Annotated in this window: 13 protein-coding genes and 1 tRNA gene; 4 read left to right on the plus strand and 10 right to left on the minus strand. The window is 64.6% G+C overall.

Annotated features, from left to right (window positions below):
- Positions 1 to 172: 172 nt before the first annotated feature.
- The 4 genes from SIN08_RS18105 to SIN08_RS18120 all read right to left on the minus strand — a co-directional run bounded on the left by SIN08_RS18105 (position 173) and on the right by SIN08_RS18120 (position 4622).
- On the minus strand, positions 173 to 3418 hold the full coding sequence (locus SIN08_RS18105) for a PAS-domain containing protein (protein WP_322453001.1): 3246 nt from the start codon (positions 3416 to 3418) through the stop codon (positions 173 to 175).
- Between the two features lie 263 nt (positions 3419 to 3681).
- A tRNA-Glu gene (locus tag SIN08_RS18110) sits at positions 3682 to 3757 on the minus strand.
- 77 nt (positions 3758 to 3834) lie between these two features.
- Positions 3835 to 4236 (minus strand): VOC family protein, encoded by a 402-nt coding sequence (locus SIN08_RS18115; protein WP_322453002.1) that lies wholly within the window; start codon positions 4234 to 4236, stop codon positions 3835 to 3837.
- Positions 4233 to 4622: a fimbrial protein gene (locus tag SIN08_RS18120; RefSeq protein ID WP_322453003.1), complete on the minus strand. Its 390-nt coding sequence runs from the start codon at positions 4620 to 4622 to the stop codon at positions 4233 to 4235. The genes SIN08_RS18115 and SIN08_RS18120 overlap by 4 nt, the downstream gene beginning before the upstream one ends.
- A 29-nt stretch (positions 4623 to 4651) precedes the next feature.
- On the opposite strand from SIN08_RS18120, the gene SIN08_RS18125 reads away from it, so the two are divergent.
- Together SIN08_RS18125 and rpoH are read left to right on the plus strand one after the other, a co-directional pair.
- On the plus strand, positions 4652 to 5686 hold the full coding sequence (locus SIN08_RS18125) for an RluA family pseudouridine synthase (protein WP_322453004.1): 1035 nt from the start codon (positions 4652 to 4654) through the stop codon (positions 5684 to 5686).
- A gap of 171 nt (positions 5687 to 5857) precedes the next feature.
- Positions 5858 to 6778, plus strand: a complete 921-nt coding sequence (rpoH, locus tag SIN08_RS18130) for an RNA polymerase sigma factor RpoH (RefSeq protein ID WP_322453005.1) — start codon at positions 5858 to 5860, stop codon at positions 6776 to 6778.
- Between the two features lie 215 nt (positions 6779 to 6993).
- Here rpoH and SIN08_RS18135 read toward each other — a convergent pair whose 3' ends face one another.
- The 3 genes from SIN08_RS18135 to SIN08_RS18145 all read right to left on the minus strand — a co-directional run bounded on the left by SIN08_RS18135 (position 6994) and on the right by SIN08_RS18145 (position 11295).
- Entirely contained in the window at positions 6994 to 8034 is a 1041-nt protein-coding gene (locus SIN08_RS18135; protein WP_322453006.1) for an endonuclease/exonuclease/phosphatase family protein, read from the minus strand.
- Positions 8035 to 8236: 202 nt separating this feature from the next.
- Positions 8237 to 9850, minus strand: coding sequence for a hypothetical protein (locus SIN08_RS18140; protein ID WP_322453007.1), 1614 nt, complete (start codon positions 9848 to 9850; stop codon positions 8237 to 8239).
- Between the two features lie 146 nt (positions 9851 to 9996).
- Positions 9997 to 11295 carry an adenylosuccinate synthase gene (locus tag SIN08_RS18145; RefSeq protein ID WP_322453295.1) on the minus strand — a complete coding sequence of 433 codons (1299 nt, stop codon included), beginning with the start codon at positions 11293 to 11295 and terminating at the stop codon, positions 9997 to 9999.
- A 210-nt stretch (positions 11296 to 11505) separates the two neighbouring features.
- Between SIN08_RS18145 and SIN08_RS18150 the strand changes: the two genes are divergently transcribed.
- Positions 11506 to 12432, plus strand: a complete 927-nt coding sequence (locus tag SIN08_RS18150) for a DMT family transporter (RefSeq protein ID WP_322453008.1) — start codon at positions 11506 to 11508, stop codon at positions 12430 to 12432.
- Between the two features lie 65 nt (positions 12433 to 12497).
- Here SIN08_RS18150 and serA read toward each other — a convergent pair whose 3' ends face one another.
- Both serA and SIN08_RS18160 read right to left on the minus strand, forming a co-directional pair.
- Complete coding sequence (serA, locus tag SIN08_RS18155) at positions 12498 to 14096, minus strand: phosphoglycerate dehydrogenase (RefSeq protein WP_322453009.1); 1599 nt, start codon at positions 14094 to 14096, stop codon at positions 12498 to 12500.
- Positions 14097 to 14169: 73 nt separating this feature from the next.
- Positions 14170 to 15342, minus strand: coding sequence for a phosphoserine transaminase (locus SIN08_RS18160; protein WP_322453010.1), 1173 nt, complete (start codon positions 15340 to 15342; stop codon positions 14170 to 14172).
- A 339-nt stretch (positions 15343 to 15681) separates the two neighbouring features.
- Here SIN08_RS18160 and SIN08_RS18165 point away from each other — a divergent pair, with 339 nt between their 5' ends.
- Positions 15682 to 16269, plus strand: coding sequence for an acyloxyacyl hydrolase (locus tag SIN08_RS18165; RefSeq protein ID WP_322453011.1), 588 nt, complete (start codon positions 15682 to 15684; stop codon positions 16267 to 16269).
- 105 nt (positions 16270 to 16374) lie between these two features.
- Here the strand turns inward: SIN08_RS18165 and SIN08_RS18170 are convergent, their stop codons facing one another.
- A complete protein-coding gene (locus tag SIN08_RS18170; RefSeq protein WP_322453012.1) occupies positions 16375 to 17070 on the minus strand; it encodes an outer membrane protein in 696 nt (231 codons plus the stop codon).
- Between the last annotated feature and the right edge of the window lie 182 nt (positions 17071 to 17252).

Genomic DNA, 17252 nt, shown 5'->3' on the forward strand with positions numbered 1-17252 from the left:
GTTCGGAATTCAATGGTCGCCGGTCGAGACGACGGGAGTGCCATAACGCTCCTCTGTGACACTTGGATGACAGTTTCGTGTCGGCACGATTAAGATCGATTTACCTTTCAAGGCACGGCGTGCGCGGTGAGGAGCGAGGTCGACGCCGGAGCTGCAGATCGGTTTCCGAAAATCAGGAGGACATGGTGCCCGTGGCGTCCTGCGCGGGTGCCCAGCGGTCGATCTTCTCCATCAGGGCCCGTGGGCTGATGGGCTTCGACAGATAATCGTCCATGCCGGCCTCCATACAGCGTTCGCGATCTCCCTTCAACGCATGGGCGGTCACGCCGATGATCGGGACACGCCACCGATCGCCGTCGATGCGGCGGATCTCCGCCGCGGCCTCGAGCCCGCTCATCTCCGGCATGGAAACGTCCATCAGGATCAGGCCCGGGGAGAGGCGGCGGTAGGCTTCCACGGCCTCCCTCCCGTTCTTGACGATCTCGAAGCGCAGCGCGCTGTCGCGCAGGATCTGCGTGAAGACCAGTTGGTTGACTTCGTTGTCTTCCGCCACCAGCACATCGACCTTACTGCCCGAGGAACCCGTCGGCGCGCCGCGCCGGAAAGTGGGCAGAGCCCGCGGGACACGCTCCGCGGGCGCGACCGCCGCATCTTTCTTCGCGGGCACCTCCGTACCGTCTTCCCCGGCACCCCGCCTACGCTGAATGGTCTGCACCAGGGTTTCGAGCAGCTTCGCCGTGCGCGCGGGCTTCAGAAGCTGGGCGTCGATGCCCAGATCCTGCGCGCCGACGGCAAGCGACTGATCGACGGAACTGAGAAGGATGACGGGCACCTGCGCGTCTCCTCCGCCGGTGCGGATCGCCCGCACCATGTCTATGCCGCTCATTTCCGGCATCTGATAGTCAATCACCGCGCAGTCGACCTGCACGCCGAGGCGCGCAGCCGCGCTCAGCACGTCGAGCCCCTCCTGCGCACTTCTGGCGGCGCAGGCGTCGAACCCCCAGTGGGTCATCTGCTCGGACAGGATGGCGCGGTTGATCTCGTTGTCGTCGACGATGAGGACACGCGCGCCACTCACGTCCTGCGGCGCCACCTTGGCGATGGCGGAACGATCGGCATTGGGCAGGGTTACCCTGAACCAGAAGGTGGAGCCGTGGCCCTGCCGGCTTTCCACGCCCATCTCCCCGCCCATCAGGGCGACGAGATGCGAACTGATGGCCAGTCCCAGGCCGGTTCCCTCGTACCGCCGGGTCGAGGATGCGTCCACCTGGCTGAACTGGTCGAAAATGAGCTCGAGCTTGTCCTCGGGGATGCCGATACCACTGTCGGCCACCCGCACCTCGAGCCGCGTCTCCTCTTCCAGGAGGTCACCCTTCACGTCGACGAGCACGTGGCCGCTGTCGGTGAACTTGATGGCATTGCCGAGGAGGTTCGTCACGATCTGGCGGATGCGTCCGACATCACCGACGAAGGATTTCGGCAGTCCCGGATCGACGCGCACGATAAGTTCGAGGTCCTTCTCCCTGGCTCGTGCCGAGACAAGCGTGGCAACATCCTCCACCGCCTCGGCGAGGTTGAAGGGCTGCGGGTCCAGCACGAGTCGCCCGGCATTGATCTTGGAGAAATCGAGAATGTCGTTGATGATCGTCAGCAGCGCGTTGCCCGACTTCACGATGATGTCGATGAAGGTGCGCTGCTTGCCGGTGAGGTCTGTCTTCGCGAGAAGCTCGGCCATGCCGAGAACGCCGTTCATCGGGGTGCGGATCTCGTGGCTCATATTGGCCAGGAATTCCGATTTCGCCCGGTCGGCCGCCACCGCTTTCTCCTGCGCTTCGCGCAGTTCCTGCTCGCGCCGTTTCATCTCGGTGACGTCGGTCGTCGAGCCGATGAGATAGGGCGAGCCGTCGGAGGCGATCAGGGTGTCCTTGCGGGCGATCTGGTGGCGCACGGTTCCGTCGGGAGCCGTCTGCGCCTCCTCGACCTCCAGCCGCTCTCCCGATTCGAGCACCGCGACGTCGCTCTTCATGAAGGCCTCGCCGGCGGCGCCGAACAGCTCCAGATCCGTCTTGCCGATGGCATCATCCTTCGAAACGCCGAGCAGGTCGCACCAGCCCTTGTTGACATACATCAGCCGGAGATCGGGTCGCTTCGCGTAGATGGCCACGGGCACGTTGTCGACGAGATTGCGAAAGACCTCGTTCTCGCGCATGCTCTCCTCAAGCTGCTGCTCGCGCTCCTTCAATTCGGTGATGTCGACGCGCACGCCGACAAAGGTGCCGTCCTCCCGGCGCATGTCGAACGCCTTGAACCAGCGCCCGTCGGGGTTGCATCGCTCGTAGATCCGCTGCCCCTGCCAGTAAAGCTTCAGATGAGCTTCGATCCAGCCTTCGCGGTCCGTATCGTAGAGCCGATCGACCTCCGGATCGCCGCTCTCGCGCAGATATCCTGCCTTGTGTGCCAGTTCCAGCGCCTCGCGCATCGGCCGTCCCGCCTGCATGGCCGGCACCATTGCCGGCAGCGCGTCATGGATCTTCCTGTTGGCGAGCACGAAGCGATCGTCGCGGTCATAGATGATGACGCCTGCCGGCAGCGTCTCCAGAAGATGGGCCAGCTGGGCGCGCGCCTCCTCCGCGTCCGCCTCGCGCCGTTTCAGGTCCGTGACGTCGTAGTAGGTCAACATCCGCCGGCCGCGGGTGAGCGGCGTCAGCGTGTAGACTACCGTGCGTCCGTCGGCCCTCTTCAACTCGCGCGGCGGGGCGTCGCCCTTGCGGATTTCCGCCAGGCGCTCCTCGACATAGGCGGGCCAGGACTCCTCCGGCATCTGGTGAAAACCGCTCTGCCGGGACTGTTCGAGCAGCGTGCGCATGGGAAGGCCGATCAGGTCTTCCTCGGGGGAAAAATCACACAGCGTGTGATAGGTCCGGTTTGCGATCGCCGCCGTCAGGTCCGCTTCCAGGACGACAACGCCGAACCGCATGCTGTCGATGGTGCGCCTGAGGTCATCGAGCGCGGCTTCGGACTCCTCGCGCGCCGCCTCGACCTCCATTTCGCGACGTTTCAACGCCGTCACGTCGGTGCAGATGGCCACGGTGCCGCCATCCTCGGTGGGCTGCTCGCGGTGGATGACGTAGCGGCCGTCCCGAAGCGCGATGACGCTTTCGATCTTCCGGCCGTGCCGGCGCATTTCCAGAAGCCGGTCGCACCATTCGCGCCCGCTCATGCGGTCGAGCGTCCAAAGACCGCGCTCGGTCCCCTTTTCCAGCAGCGTGCGGAAGGTGACTCCGGGGCGGATGACGTCGGCGAGGCCGTCATATATCTCCAGCATCGCCCTGTTGTAGAACACGAGACGGTCGTCGCTGTCATAGCAGGCGAAGCCCTCGCGCGTGACGTCCAGCGCCGCCCGCAGCGTCGCGTCCATGTCCTTTCCGGAAACCTTGTCCGCCGTCCGGCCGATTTTTCCCTCCGACCCCAAAGAGCACCCCCCGATTCAACCCGTCTCCCGCCGTGGCGAAAAGATGGCGTTCGAACCGTTAAGGATTGGCTAAGCATAACCACGTTGCGGGCGATGGCGGGACAAGGACCGCTGCGAGGCTGCACCGCGGAGTGCAAAGAGACGGCCCACCCCATCCAGCCGGGAAGACGGCGCGGCACGGGATTTCTGATATCGTTCTCGGAGAAAAATGGCACTCCCAAGGGGACTCGAACCCCTGTTTCCGCCGTGAGAGGGCGGCGTCCTGGACCGCTAGACGATGGGAGCGTCTGTCGAGGCCGCGATATAATCGCGAATTGCGGCGAATGCAACAGCCCCGGTGCCGGGGGATGCGCAGATTCTTTTCACGCCGGCTGCAGGAGATCCCAGAGGTTTCCGTAAAGATCGGCGAAGACGGCAACCATGCCGTAATCCTCGTGCCGCGGCTCCTCTTGAAAGACGACCCCGCGCGCCCGCATGGAATCGTAGTCGCGCCAGAAGTCGTCCGTGTGGAGAAACAGGAAAACGCGTCCACCGGCCTGCCGACCGACGGCCGCTTCCTGTGCCGGCCCGTCGGCCCGCGCAAGCAGCACGCACGCGCCCTTCGCCCCTTGCGGTCCCATGACCACCCAGCGCTTGCCGGCCTCCTCGAGGCGCTTGTCCTCCACGAGCGTGAAGCCGAGCTTGTCGCGATACCAGACAATCGCCTCGTCATAGGCGGCCACGAGCACGGCCGTCAGCGCGATCCGGCTTCCGCCGCCGCTCATGGCGTCTCGCGGACGATATCGAGACGCCCCGTCGGGTGCGCGCCTTCCCGCGTTTCATAGACGAGAATGGCCTCGCTCCCGTCGGCGCGCCGGACATGCAGCGTCAGGCGGTCACCGACGAGGGAATGGGAGACAATCACCGCACCGTCCGGCAGGACGACCTCTCCCGAGGTGGTCTGGCGCTGCTCCCCGGCCGGCCCGACCACCGCATCGGTGGATGGCTGCGTCATCGTCCTGTAGACAAGCGCAAGCACCACGGCCATAACGGCGACGAAGAGAATGGCGAGATTGACGGCCATGAAACGTACGAGCTTGCGGCGTACCCGTTCGGCGGCCGGGTCCAGCGGCTGCTCCTCGTCGTTCTCGTACGCTGCCGGTCCGGCCATGGTTTTACCGATCGCAAGATGTGTCCCGAATGAGCGGTCCTGATAGCCGAGCCGTCGGCGAAATGAAAGAGCTCGCCGTCGACGCCGCGTCCGAAGGCAGGAGGCTCGACCAGTGGCTGGCCGCGGCACTCGCGCCGGACGTCTCGCGCAGCCGTGTGCAGGCACTCATCCGCGCCGGTGCCGTGACACTGGCGGGCACCGCCGTCACCGAGGCGAAACGCAAGGTCGCGAATGGAGAACGCTACGCGATCGCGCTGCCGGAAGCCGAGGCGCCCGAGCCGCGGGGCGAAGCCATTCCGCTCGACATCCTCTACGAGGACGATTCGCTCATCGTCGTCGACAAGCCGGCCGGCCTCGTCGTGCATCCGGGGCCCGGCAACTGGACCGGTACACTGGTCAACGCGCTGATCCACCATTGCGGCGACACGCTGTCGGGGATCGGCGGCGTCCGCCGCCCGGGCATCGTGCACCGGCTGGACCGGGAGACGAGCGGGGTCATGGTGGTGGCCAAAACCGACCGCGCCCACCGGGCGCTGGCCGCGGCCTTCGCCGATCATGGCCGCTCCGGCGACCTGGAGCGCGCCTATGTCGCCCTCGTCTGGGGTGTGCCCGAGCGCGCGAGCGGCGTCATCGACGCACCGCTCGGCCGTTCGACGCGCGACCGCACCCTGCGCGCGGTCGTGCCGGCGGGCCGCCCTGATGCCCGCCGCGCACTCACCCGCTACACCGTGCTGGAGCGTTACGGCGCCGGTCCACCGGACGAACAGATCGCCGCCCTCGTGGAATGCCGTCTCGAGACCGGCCGCACGCATCAGATTCGCGTGCATATGGCGCATATCGGCCATCCGGTCGTCGGCGACCCGGATTATGGCCGCGCCTTCCGCACGAAGATGAACCGGCTGCCGCCCGACATGGCCGAAAAGGTTGCGACATTTCCGCGCCAGGCGCTTCATGCGCGCCTCCTGGCCTTCCGCCACCCGGAAACCGCCACAATTATGCGCTTTGAGGCCCCGATACCGAGCGATATGGTGGAACTCATACGGTGTTTCGCCGCTTTGGCGTAAAGGCAACGCGGAATTTTCAGCGTTCACGAGGGCGTAACGGTTTGTTGACCGCTGACGGAAGGTTTTGCCTTTCGGAATAAGTTCCTATATATAGAGTGACGCGGTGCGCACTGGTGCGGCCGCGTTTTTCGCCCGCCTGCCAGGGGGCGACCAGAGAGGAGGGTGCTTTACATGGCCCAGACACTACCAAGCATTGTTTCGGGGGAAGGCGGTCTTACCCGGTATCTCGAGGAGATCCGCCGGTTTCCCATGCTGCAGCCGGAAGAGGAGTACATGCTTGCGAAACGCTATCGCGAGCATGGTGACCCCGACGCCGCACACAGGCTCGTTACCAGCCATTTGAGGCTCGTGGCGAAGATCGCCATGGGCTATCGCGGCTACGGCCTGCCGATCGGCGAGGTCATCTCCGAAGGCAATGTCGGCCTCATGCAGGCCGTGAAGAAGTTCGAGCCCGAACGCGGCTTCCGCCTGGCCACCTATGCGATGTGGTGGATCAAGGCGTCGATCCAGGAATATATTCTGCGCTCGTGGAGCCTCGTCAAGATGGGCACCACGGCGAACCAGAAGCGGCTGTTCTTCAACCTGCGTAAGGTGAAGGGCAAGATCCAGGCGCTGGACGAGGGTGATCTCAACCCCGAACAGGTCTCGGAGATCGCCACGCGTTTGAATGTGAGCGAGGAGGAGGTCGTCTCCATGAACCGCCGGCTTTCCGGCGACGCCTCGCTCAACGCGCCGATCCGCGCCACGGAAGGCGAGTCCGGCGAGTGGCAGGACTGGCTCGTCGACGAACAGGACAGCCAGGAAGACATGCTGGTCGAGCAGGACGAGCTCGAATCGCGGCGCCGCATGCTGGGCGAGGCGATGGGCGTGCTCAACGACCGCGAGCGGCGCATCTTCGAGGCGCGCCGCCTGTCCGACGAGCCGCTGACGCTGGAGGAGCTTTCCGGCGAATTCGACATCAGCCGCGAGCGCGTGCGTCAGATCGAGGTGCGCGCCTTCGAGAAGGTGCAGGAAGCGGTACAGGCCTCGGCCAGGGAACAGGCCCAGGCCGGCCGCTCTGCCCAGGGCGCGGGCCAGGCCGCGGCGCTTTGAGCCTCCCCTGAAAGTTACCGCTCTTACTGAAAGGGCGCTCCCGAACGCATTCAGGTGCGGGAGGAGAGCGCCCTTTTTGCTTCTACGCGAAGAAGTTCCAGGAGAGCGGGCACTGACTTGAAAAGGTCTGGAGCGCCGGGCGAAACTCGGTTGCAGACTGCACGGTGGAACGTTCCGAAACGAGTGCCGCGGCGGGGATCGCGGAACGGGCTCCGTCAGGATCCCGGCGCACCGCGCGCCGGCTTCCATTTGAAGGCGGCGCGGATGACTCCGTGATCGCACGTCCCGCTGTTCTTGTGATCGTCGTAGTTGAGGTGGTCGTTCTCGACCGTCATCTCCTTGAAGGCCCAGAGCCGATCAGAAGAGTTGTCGTAAAACTGCTCGCTGACGAGGATATGGTCGAGGCTCTCGCGTTGCTTCTCGAAGACATACGTATAATACACGTCGCGGATCGAGCGGTACTCCTGCAAGGTCTGGGCAGTGTAGAGGGCGTTGTCGCCACCACCGGTCGAGAGCGGACCGAGATACCGCGGCTGTTCGGTGAGGATGTTCAGTGTGTTGGACGCCTTGCCGTCGTTCATATCGCCCAGGACAATGATCGGCTCGGCCGTGTCCTTGGCAATCTTGGTGATGACCACGCGCAGCGCCGCCGCCTCTGCGGTGCGCCGGATCGTGGAAATCGCATAGCCCAGCGCGGTTCGGTGATCGCCGTGCACGTCGCGGTCGTACCAGTCCCGTTCGCGCCAAATCTCGGCGGGCCGACGCGACTTGAAATGACAGACGAAGACGTGGATAACCGGCGTCGCCGGATCAGGACGAATCCGCGCATGCAGCACCGGACGGGAAAAGCGCGACAGGTTGACCGCGATTGCGGGCTGCTGCGGATCGTCGCCGGTGCTCTTCAGGACGGTCTCCGGCGGAAACTCCGTAATCCATTCGGGATCAGCGACCAGCATGTCCGTTCGCACCGCACCCGCACAGACGATCCGGTCGCCTTGATGTCCGGGTGGCACGAGCGGCTCGTGCGAGCCCGCCAATCCCGCCTGATCCAGGACCTGGTCGAGCGCTTCGCCCGCCCAGAGCTCTTGGAAACCGATGAAATCGGCGGCAAGGCGTGCCAGCATCCGGCCCGTCCACGCGACCTTGCGCTCGTATACGGACGTGTCCCACCCGTCCGTATCGCCGTAAACGGCCCTTCCGGGAAGCTGGAGATTGTAAAGGTTGAAGCTGGCGAACGAAATGTCACGACTGCTCATGACAGCCTCGTCTGGATGGAAACGAGTCAGGGACGCCCCGAGCGGGGTAGAAGTACCAGAGTATTGAGCAATCGCAAAACGAATGCGCTACCGCAACGCCACTGATGAACGGTGGCTGCCGCCTTCGGGAGCAGCGCCGCCGGTATGCAGCCCAGGCAAACGGTGAACTGAACGGAGCGAAGAAAGCCTCCGCGCGGGCCGGTCACCCGCTCGAAGCGCGTTCCCAGGCGGCAAGCGCTTCGTCGAAGACTTCCTGGCCGGGCGTGCCCTTCTCCATCGTGATGAGCGCGCGGCGGCCCGAGGCGTAGACGATGGGAATATCGATCCAGCTCTGACGCCGCATGAGAAGGCGGTTGGTTTCCATATCCGCCCTGTTGTCGCTCAGCGCCACCAGGAAGAAGCCGTCGGCGATCTTGGCCGGGATGCCCAGCAGCGGGCTGCCCGTATCCTGTTCCGAGCGCTTCATCGCAAGGCGCCGGACATCCTGAATGCCCCCGCCCTCGAAATCGTCAGGCGTGAGGAAGATCAGCTCGACGATATGGCTTGCCGGCAGCGACTGATCGACATTGCGCCGGATCGTCATCTTGAGCTGGACCCCCTTGCCCGGAACCGTCACCTCGCCGCGAACGGCCGGCTCGGCCGGGAGATTGTCGCCGGGCGATTCCTCGACGAGCGACCAGACCACGGTGCCGCGCTCCGCCGAGCCTTCCGAGACACTGGTGCGCTCCTCGTAGAAAATCGCCCTTTGGCCAACCGGCAACGCGGCCCCCGCGTCCGGGGCGGCCTCGTCGGTCTGCCCCGCTTCCGCCGGGGAGCCGTCAGGCACCGTCGCCTCGGCGACCGAGGTGCCCTCGCCCAGCTCCGGTTCGTCGCCCGCCGGTCCCTCGTCCACTTCACGGCCGTCCGGCAGGAGACGCTGGGTGAACTTGCGCGCCTGTGCGGCCGGCTCGCTCCCCGCCTCGGCGGTCTCTTCCCCGGTAGCCGCGGCCTGCTCGGCCTCGGCCGTTTCCGCCGGCGAAGCGGCCTCGTCCGTCTGCCCCACCATCTGCTCGAAGCTCTGGAAACCCGCCAGTGTTGCGAGATCGTCGCGATAATGCCAGCCGCCATAGCCTGCGGCGGCAAGCGCGATCAGAACAAGGGCGGTCACGACCAGCGCGCCGACGCCGCGGCGCGCGCCGCGCTCCTCCTGCCGCGCGAATGCGGGCCCGGCATCCTCGGCTTCGGTCTCGGAAGCCGGCGCCAGCGGCGCCATGCTCTGTTCGTCGATGGCCCGGTATGTCGTGCCGGGCTGAAGCCATTCCAGCGCCTGCCCGTCTTCATCGCCGCCGACGGGGTCCGACGGCGGGGGCTCCTGCCCGCGCTCATCCGCCGCTTCCCAATGCGCCAGATCCTCATGCACAGGGTCCGCCGGCGGTAGGGGCGTGCTCCCCACTTCGACCGCTGACGCTTCGTCACCAGGCAAAGGCGCCGCCGGCGCCGGCTCTTCCGTCTGGGATTCGGCGACCTCGGCCTCCTCGGTGCGATCGGTCGCGGAGCCGTGTGCCGCCGCGGCGTCGAGTTCGGCGAAGATGCTTTCGAGATCGTCCTCCGGCGCCTCCGGCGGCGGCGCGGCATATTCGCTCTCGACGTTGGCGATGGCGTCCTCGAGCAGCGCCCGCTGACGGTCGGCGAGCTGCTGGGACGGCGGCGGCGAAACCGCGGCGAGCTTGGCCTCTATGGTGGCGCGAGCCTTTTCATAGACCTTCGCCCGCGTCTCGGGCGTGTTCTCGCTGAGCGCCCCAATCGTCTTGCGCAGTACCGCCGCAAAATCCGCCATTCTTGAGTTATCCGTTCCTGCCTCTCGCCGCCCGAAAGCCACCTGCTAGTGCGAAATTGTGATGACACTACAGCATGGGGGCTAAGATTGGAATCGCCTTCCGGTAAGATCGACTCACAGTTTCAATGTGTTAGCACGTCACTCCCTCAATCCTGGAATGGATCGGTCACGAGGATCGCATCGTCGCGTTCCGGGCTGGTGGACAGAATGGCCACCGGCGCGCCGATCAACTCCTCGATGTGCCGTACATATTTCACCGCCTGCGCCGGCAGGTCGTTCCAGCTGCGGGCCCCGCGCGTCGTTTCCTTCCAGCCATCGAGCCGCTCGTAGATTGGCTCGAGCCGCGCCTGTGCGCCCTGGCCCGCCGGCAGGTAGTCGATGACCTCCCCGTCGAGCCGATAGCCCGTGCAGACCCGGATCTCGTCCAGCCCGTCGAGCACGTCGAGCTTGGTGAGGGCGATGCCGTTCATGCCGTTGGCCACCACAGCCTGGCGCACCAGCACCGCGTCGAACCAGCCGCATCGCCGCTTGCGCCCGGTTACGGTGCCGAACTCGTGCCCCTGGGTGCCCAGGAAATGGCCGATCTCGTTGTCCTGCTCGGTGGGAAACGGTCCCTCGCCGACCCTCGTCGTATAGGCCTTGGTGATGCCCAGCACGTAATCGACTGCGCCCGGCCCAAGCCCCGAGCCCGTGGAAGCCTGACCGGCCACCGTGTTGGACGATGTGACGAAGGGATAGGTGCCGTGGTCGATATCCAGAAGCGTGCCCTGCGCGCCTTCGAAGAGGATGCGGCTGCCGGCGCGCCGTGCATCGTCGAGGATCTTCCAGACGCGGTCCACATAGGGCAGGACCTGGTCGGCGATGGCGGAAAGCTCTTCCATGATCGCCTGGTGGGACACCTCCTCGTGCCCCAGCCCCCTCCGCAGGGCGTTGTGGTGCGTCAAAAGCCGATCGATCTTGGCCGGCAGCGTCTCCATGTTGGCCAGATCCATGGCGCGGATGGCGCGCCGGCCCACCTTGTCTTCATAGGCGGGGCCGATGCCGCGCCGCGTGGTGCCGATCTTGGTGCCGGAATTGGAGGCCGCGTCCTCGCGGAAGGCGTCGAGTTCCCGATGCAGCGACAGGATCAGCGCCGCGTTTTCCGCCACCTTCAGATTGGCCGGCGACACCTTCACGCCCTGCTCCTCGAGGCGCTTGAGCTCACTCACGAAGGCGTGCGGATCGAAAACGACGCCATTGCCGATGACCGACAGCTTGCCCTCGCGGACGACCCCGGAGGGCAGCAGCGAAAGCTTGTAGCTGACACCGTCGATGACCAGCGTATGGCCGGCATTGTGCCCTCCCTGGAAGCGCACCACGACATCGGCGCGCTCCGAGAGCCAGTCAACGATCTTGCCTTTCCCCTCGTCGCCCCATTGCGAGCCGACGACCACCACATTCGCCATTGCCAAAGTCCTCTTCCCGGCATCGCGGAATTTCCGCGGTCGCCTTGAAATTTCTGACGGCTCTATACCGTCATGCGGCCCGCGATGCGACCATTCTTTCGCGCGCGCCCGGTGTGCCGCCCGATTTCCCCAGACTGGCTCGATTTACCCGAGGCGGCGAACGGGCTATTGCCCACTGGTCTGGAACATGTCCAAAGGCCGAGCCAAAACATGCAGAACAGAGCCTACGCCCTCCTCCTGCTGACGACGCTCTTTTGGGGCGGGAACGCGGTGGCGGGTAAGCTGGCGGTCGGTCAGGTCTCTCCGTTTGCGCTCACCTTCCTGCGCTGGATCATCGCGCTCGCCATCCTCTTGCCGATGTCCTGGAAGCCGCTGCGCCGCGATTGGCCGCAGATTCGGGCCAATCTGCCGCTTCTCTTCCTCCTCGGCACGGTGGGATTCACCTTTTTCAACGCGGCCCTTTACAGCGCGCTCACCTATACCTCTGCGGTCAACGTCTCGATCGAGCAGGCGGCCATTCCGATGGTCATCATCATCCTGAACTTCCTGATTTTCGGCGAAAGGGCCACCTGGCTGCAGCTCACGGGCTTCGTCTTGTCCCTTGCAGGCATCTCGCTGACGGCAAGCCATGGCGATCTGTCCCGCATTGCCGAACTCGACATTAATTTCGGCGATTTCCTGATGCTGCTCGCCGTTCTCTTCTACGGCATCTACACCCTGTTTCTACGCTCGAAGCCCGACATCCATTGGCTGAGCACGATCTCGGTGCTGGCGACGGCGGGCTTTGTCAGCGCGATCCCGTTCGTGGCGTGGGAATATGCGGCGGGCGACTTCATCACGCCGACCCTGAAGGGCTGGATCATCATCCTTTACACTGCGTCCCTGCCCTCGGTGCTGTCGCAGATCTTCTATATCCGAAGCAACGAGATCATCGGTCCCAACCGCGCCGGCCTGTTCGTCAACCTCGTCCCGATCTTCGGCACGATGCTGTCGATCATTATCCTCGGCGAGGCGTTTTACCTCTACCACGCGATAGCGCTGGTGCTGGTGTTCTGCGGAATTTCGCTCGCCGAATACAGCGGCCGCAAGGCGGCAAACGCGCCGCCGCGCGTGCGCGCCCCGCTCGACAGCCGGTAGGTGGCCGTACCGGGGCACTGCAAGCCCCCGGTACGGTGATCGGAACGAAGGAACGCTGTGCCCGGTCAGGCGCCGATATCGAAATGCAGCGGCTTGGCCGAGATGATCGAATCGGTCGCCCGGAGCTCTTCCAGCACCGGCTGCGGGAACGGAGCGTCCAGATAAAGCAGCGCGATCGCGTCGCCCCCCGGCCGGTTCCGGCCGAGCTGGAAGTTGGCGATGTTGACGCCATGCTTGCCGCAGATGCTGCCCAGGAGACCGATGATGCCCGGCGTGTCGTAATTGGTGGTGTAGAGCATGTATTCGCCCACCTCGGCGTCCAGATTGATGCCCTTGATCTGGATAAAGCGCGGCTTGCCGTCGGAGAACACGGTGCCGGCGATCGAGCGCGTCTTGGCCGATGTCTTGACCGTCAGCTTGATGTAGCCGTCGAAGACGCCGGACTTGTCGCGCTTGACCTCCGACAGGATCACGCCGCGCTCCTTGGCCATGATTGGCGCGGAGACCATGTTGACGTCTGAGACCTGCGGCCGGATGAGGCCGGCGAGCGCCGCGCTGATGAGAGCGCGCGTGTTCATGTTGGCGGTGGAGCCGTCGAACACGACCTCCACCTCGCGGATGGCTTCCTCGGTCACCTGGCCGACGAAGGTGCCCAACACCTCGGCGAGCTTGATGAAGGGCTTCAGCCGCGGCGCCTCCTCGGCGCTGATGGAGGGCATGTTGATGGCGTTCGTCACCGCGCCCTTGATGAGGTAGTCCGACATCTGTTCGGCCACCTGCAGCGCGACGTTCTCCTGCGCTTCGGTCGTGGCCGCGCCGAGATGCGGCGTGCACACGACGTTGGGCAGGTTGAACAGCGCGTTCTCTGTCGCCGGCTCCGTTTCGAACACGTCGATGCCGGCACCGGCCACCTTGCCCGACTTCAGAGCCTCAACGAGATCGGCTTCCACGACCAGACCGCCGCGCGCGCAATTGATGATGCGCACACCGTCCTTCATCTTGGCGATCGCCGCGGCATTGATGATGCCGCGCGTCTTGTCGGTGAGCGGCGTGTGGAGCGTGATGAAATCGGCGCGGGCGAAAAGCTCGTCGAGCTCGACCTTCTCGACGCCGAGTTCCTCCGCCCGCTCCTCGGACAGGAACGGGTCGAAGGCTGCCACGTGCATCTTCAGGCCGATGGCACGCATGGCCACCACGGAGCCGATGTTGCCGCAGCCGATCACGCCCAGCGTCTTGCCGGTGATCTCCACGCCCATGAAGCGATTCTTCTCCCACTTGCCGGCATGGGTGGAGGCGTTGGCTTCGGGAAGCTGCCGCGCCACGGCGAACAGCATGGCGACGGCATGTTCGGCTGTCGTGATGGAATTGCCGAAGGGCGTGTTCATCACGATAATGCCCTTGCGCGAGGCGGCGGGGATGTCGACATTGTCGACGCCGATGCCGGCCCGCCCGACCACCTTGAGATTGGTCGCGGCGTTGATCAGCTTTTCCGTCACCTTGGTGGCGGAGCGGATCGCCAGTCCGTCATACTGGTCGATGACGGAAAGGAGCTTTTCCTTGTCCTTGCCGAGGTCAGGCTCGTAGTCGACCTCAATGCCATGCTGCCGGAAGATGTCGACGGCCGTCGGTGAAAGCTTGTCGGAAACGAGTACGCGCGGTGCCATTTCAGGGCTCCATCTGAATACGGAAACGGGTGGAAAAGGGGGTGCAGCGCGTGCGGCGCGCTGCCCGGCATGTTCAGGCGCTCTGCAGCGCCGCCTTCTGCTCGTGAAAGGCCCAGTCGAGCCAGGGCATGAGCGCTTCGAGATCGGACGTCTCGACGGTCGCGCCGGCCCAGATTCTCAAGCCGGGGGGCGCGTCGCGATAGTGGCCGATGTCATAGGCCACGCCCTCCTTGTCGAGCCGAGAAACGATGCCCTTCGCGAAGGCCGCCAGGGCTTCCGCGTCCAGCTTCGTCACCTCCTGGTCGACGATGGTGAGGCACACGGAGGTGTTGGAGCGCGTCGCTGGATCTTCCGCCAGATGGGCGAGCCAGCCGCTCTTTTCCACGAAACGGTCGATGGCGGCGAAATTGGCGTCGGCGCGGGCGATCAGCCCGTCGAGCCCGCCCACCGACTGCGCCCAGGTGAGCGCGTCGAGATAATCTTCCACGCACAGCATGGAGGGCGTGTTGATGGTCTCGCCCCGGAAGATGCCCTCGTTCAACTTGCCGCCCTTCGTCAAGCGGAAGATCTTCGGCAGCGGCCAGGCTGGCGTGTAGCTTTCCAGCCGTTCCACCGCGCGCGGGGAAAGGATGAGCACGCCATGCGCAGCCTCCCCGCCCAGCACCTTCTGCCAGGAGAAGGTGACGACGTCGAGCTTGGCGAAATCAAGGCGCTGCGCGAAGGCTGCCGACGTGGCGTCGCAGACGGTGAGGCCCGCGCGCTCCGCCGGGATGAAGTCGCCGTTGGGCACGCGAACGCCGGAGGTCGTACCGTTCCAGGTGAAGACCACGTCGCGGTCGAAATCGACCTGCGTCAGATCGGGCAGCTTGCCGTAGTCCGCCTCGATGCGGCGCACGTCCGGGAGCTTGAGCTGCTTGATGACGTCCGTCACCCAGCCGGAGCCGAAGGACTCCCATGCCACCATGTCGACGCCGCGCGCACCGAGCAGCGACCACAAAGCCATTTCGACCGCGCCCGTGTCGGACGCCGGCACGATGCCGATGCGATAGTCTTCGGGAACCTGAAGGACCTCACGCGTCAATGCGATGGCGCGAGCAAGCTTCTCCTTGCCGATCTTGGCACGGTGCGAGCGACCGAGCGCCGCGCCTTCCAGCACCTCCGGCGTCCAGCCGGGGCGCTTCGCGCATGGTCCTGATGAAAAATGGGGATTGGCCGGACGGACGTCCGGCTTCGTAAGCGTGGTCATGATGTTTCTACCCTTCCAGATAGCTCGCCCCTCGTTGGGGAGGGGTGGCCCACGGAGGGGATTAGCGGAAAGGGGGCGGCCATGCAAGGGTTGGCCGGGAAATCTTCACCGACGGAATGTGCCCGCCGCGACGTTGGCTTTGGTCGGCATTCGCGACCGGCGCAATTTACCAAGCGTAAACCATGTTCGTTAATACTGCGGTTCTGCCCATTCTGACCTTTCTTCCGTGCACCCGCGTCCCAGATAGGCAGATCTTGCCCCGCCGTTGCATTTGCGCACTACCGCGCGCTGGCGAATCAGGGGAAAGAGGATCATTCAATAACGGGCCGATGAGGGGATATGACGAACCTTCGCTTGTTTTCGCCGCTGACGGCGCTTCTTCTTCTCACCTCCGCCTTCTCCGCCAAAGCCGAAGACTTGCAGGCACCATCTTCCTTTCTGGAGTTCGGAAGGAATGCCGACCGGTGGGAAGCGCGTGCCGGCGGAGCGATCTATGATTTCGGCCCGTTCACGCCGCAATCCTTCTCGGGCGGCGTGATCAACGGCGAGTTGCTGGCACCGTCGCCGAAGTTCCTGCACGGCATCGGCGCCCCGAGGCCCTATATCGGAACCGACATCGCCATCTCGGACGACCCGATCCACGTCTTTTACGCCGGACTCAACTGGGAGGCCTATGTCTCGCGCAAGGTCTATTTCGGCTTCAGCGCCGGCGGAGCCGCCCTCAGCCGGCGGGCGGAAACGAATGACGAGGGCGAGGAGAAGGATCTGGGCTCGCAGGTGCTTTTCCACCTTCAGGCGAGCGCCGGTGTAGACTTGACCGAAAACCTGACGGCCCAAGTTTATTTCAATCACTTCTCGAACGCCCAACTCGGCGAATCGAACGACGGGCTGGAATCCATCGGCGTGCGGTTGGGCTTCCGCTTCTAGCTGGCTTTCGCCAGCCTTTCAGAGAGGGGACGACATCCCCTCTCCTGCGCCGTCGACACGTCAGGAAGCGCCACCGATTTCCGAACGCCGCCGGGATACTTGCGCCTACCAGAGATCATAGCGCAGCCCGACGCGGATCTGGTGATAGTCCAGCCCATCCTCCACCGTTCCCGCCTCGAAGTCGAGATACTCCATGCCGGGCGCGCTCAGGTACTGATAGCCCACATCCACCGAAACATTGTCGGCAAAGCGATAACTGACACCGGCATTGAGCGAATAGGCGAATTCGTACTGCCGGTCGGAGAAGCTGGCATCGATGCCTGAGCTCGTCCAATCGACCGAGGCTTCGTGCTTCGAATAAAGCATGCCCACGCCAGCGCCGATATAGGGCGTGAAACCGACGACGGTGCCCAGGTCCAGATAGCCGTTGACCATCGCCCCCAGGACCCTGTTCTCCAGCTCAGCCGCGTTGATTCCGTCGTCGTAGTCGAACTTGTCGCGCGAGACATAGCTGAGGTTGACGTCGGCCCGCAGCAGATCGTTGAAGTGGTAGCCGATGCCGATGCCGCCGCCGAACCGGTTGTTCTCCACGTCCAGCCCGAACGGATCGTCATAAACGGACGTGCCGACGTTGTAGGACAGGTCCCCGCGCAGATACCATCCGGAGCCGACTTCCACCGGCACATATTGCGGGGCCTCCTCGATGATCATCGGCGGATCGTAATCCGCCGCGCCGGCCGGCGCGGCCAGGGCGAGCGAGCCGGCAATCGCAGCGAGAACAAGACTGGGAAACTTGCACATGGTTCCGTACTCCGCATGGGCGGCGAAGCTGTCAGTTGCCCCCGCCGCAAGTCGGATGCCATTGTTAACCATCGTGGTTAAACACCGGTTAAGGGTAACCATTCGTTATCCATCGCCCCGCGGCAATCCTGGAGCTCTCGCGCAAAAGAAAACCGCCCGGCGAAACCGGGCGGAGAGGAAGG

Source organism: Chelativorans sp. M5D2P16 (genome assembly GCF_034427935.1).
Classification (GTDB): Bacteria; Pseudomonadota; Alphaproteobacteria; order Rhizobiales; family Rhizobiaceae; genus Chelativorans.

Excerpts from the sequence above, each read along its gene's own strand:
- SIN08_RS18105 (WP_322453001.1), bottom strand. The coding sequence starts at position 3,418 with ATGGACGCGACGCTGCGGGCGGCGCTGGACGTCACGCGCGAGGGCTTC.
- SIN08_RS18115 (WP_322453002.1), bottom strand. The coding sequence starts at position 4,236 with ATGAGCGGCGGCGGAAGCCGGATCGCGCTGACGGCCGTGCTCGTGGCC.
- SIN08_RS18120 (WP_322453003.1), bottom strand. The coding sequence starts at position 4,622 with ATGGCCGGACCGGCAGCGTACGAGAACGACGAGGAGCAGCCGCTGGAC.
- SIN08_RS18125 (WP_322453004.1), top strand. The coding sequence starts at position 4,652 with ATGAGCGGTCCTGATAGCCGAGCCGTCGGCGAAATGAAAGAGCTCGCC.
- rpoH (WP_322453005.1), top strand. The coding sequence starts at position 5,858 with ATGGCCCAGACACTACCAAGCATTGTTTCGGGGGAAGGCGGTCTTACC.
- SIN08_RS18135 (WP_322453006.1), bottom strand. The coding sequence starts at position 8,034 with ATGAGCAGTCGTGACATTTCGTTCGCCAGCTTCAACCTTTACAATCTC.
- SIN08_RS18140 (WP_322453007.1), bottom strand. The coding sequence starts at position 9,850 with ATGGCGGATTTTGCGGCGGTACTGCGCAAGACGATTGGGGCGCTCAGC.
- SIN08_RS18145 (WP_322453295.1), bottom strand. The coding sequence starts at position 11,295 with ATGGCGAATGTGGTGGTCGTCGGCTCGCAATGGGGCGACGAGGGGAAA.
- SIN08_RS18150 (WP_322453008.1), top strand. The coding sequence starts at position 11,506 with ATGCAGAACAGAGCCTACGCCCTCCTCCTGCTGACGACGCTCTTTTGG.
- serA (WP_322453009.1), bottom strand. The coding sequence starts at position 14,096 with ATGGCACCGCGCGTACTCGTTTCCGACAAGCTTTCACCGACGGCCGTC.
- SIN08_RS18160 (WP_322453010.1), bottom strand. The coding sequence starts at position 15,342 with ATGACCACGCTTACGAAGCCGGACGTCCGTCCGGCCAATCCCCATTTT.
- SIN08_RS18165 (WP_322453011.1), top strand. The coding sequence starts at position 15,682 with ATGACGAACCTTCGCTTGTTTTCGCCGCTGACGGCGCTTCTTCTTCTC.
- SIN08_RS18170 (WP_322453012.1), bottom strand. The coding sequence starts at position 17,070 with ATGTGCAAGTTTCCCAGTCTTGTTCTCGCTGCGATTGCCGGCTCGCTC.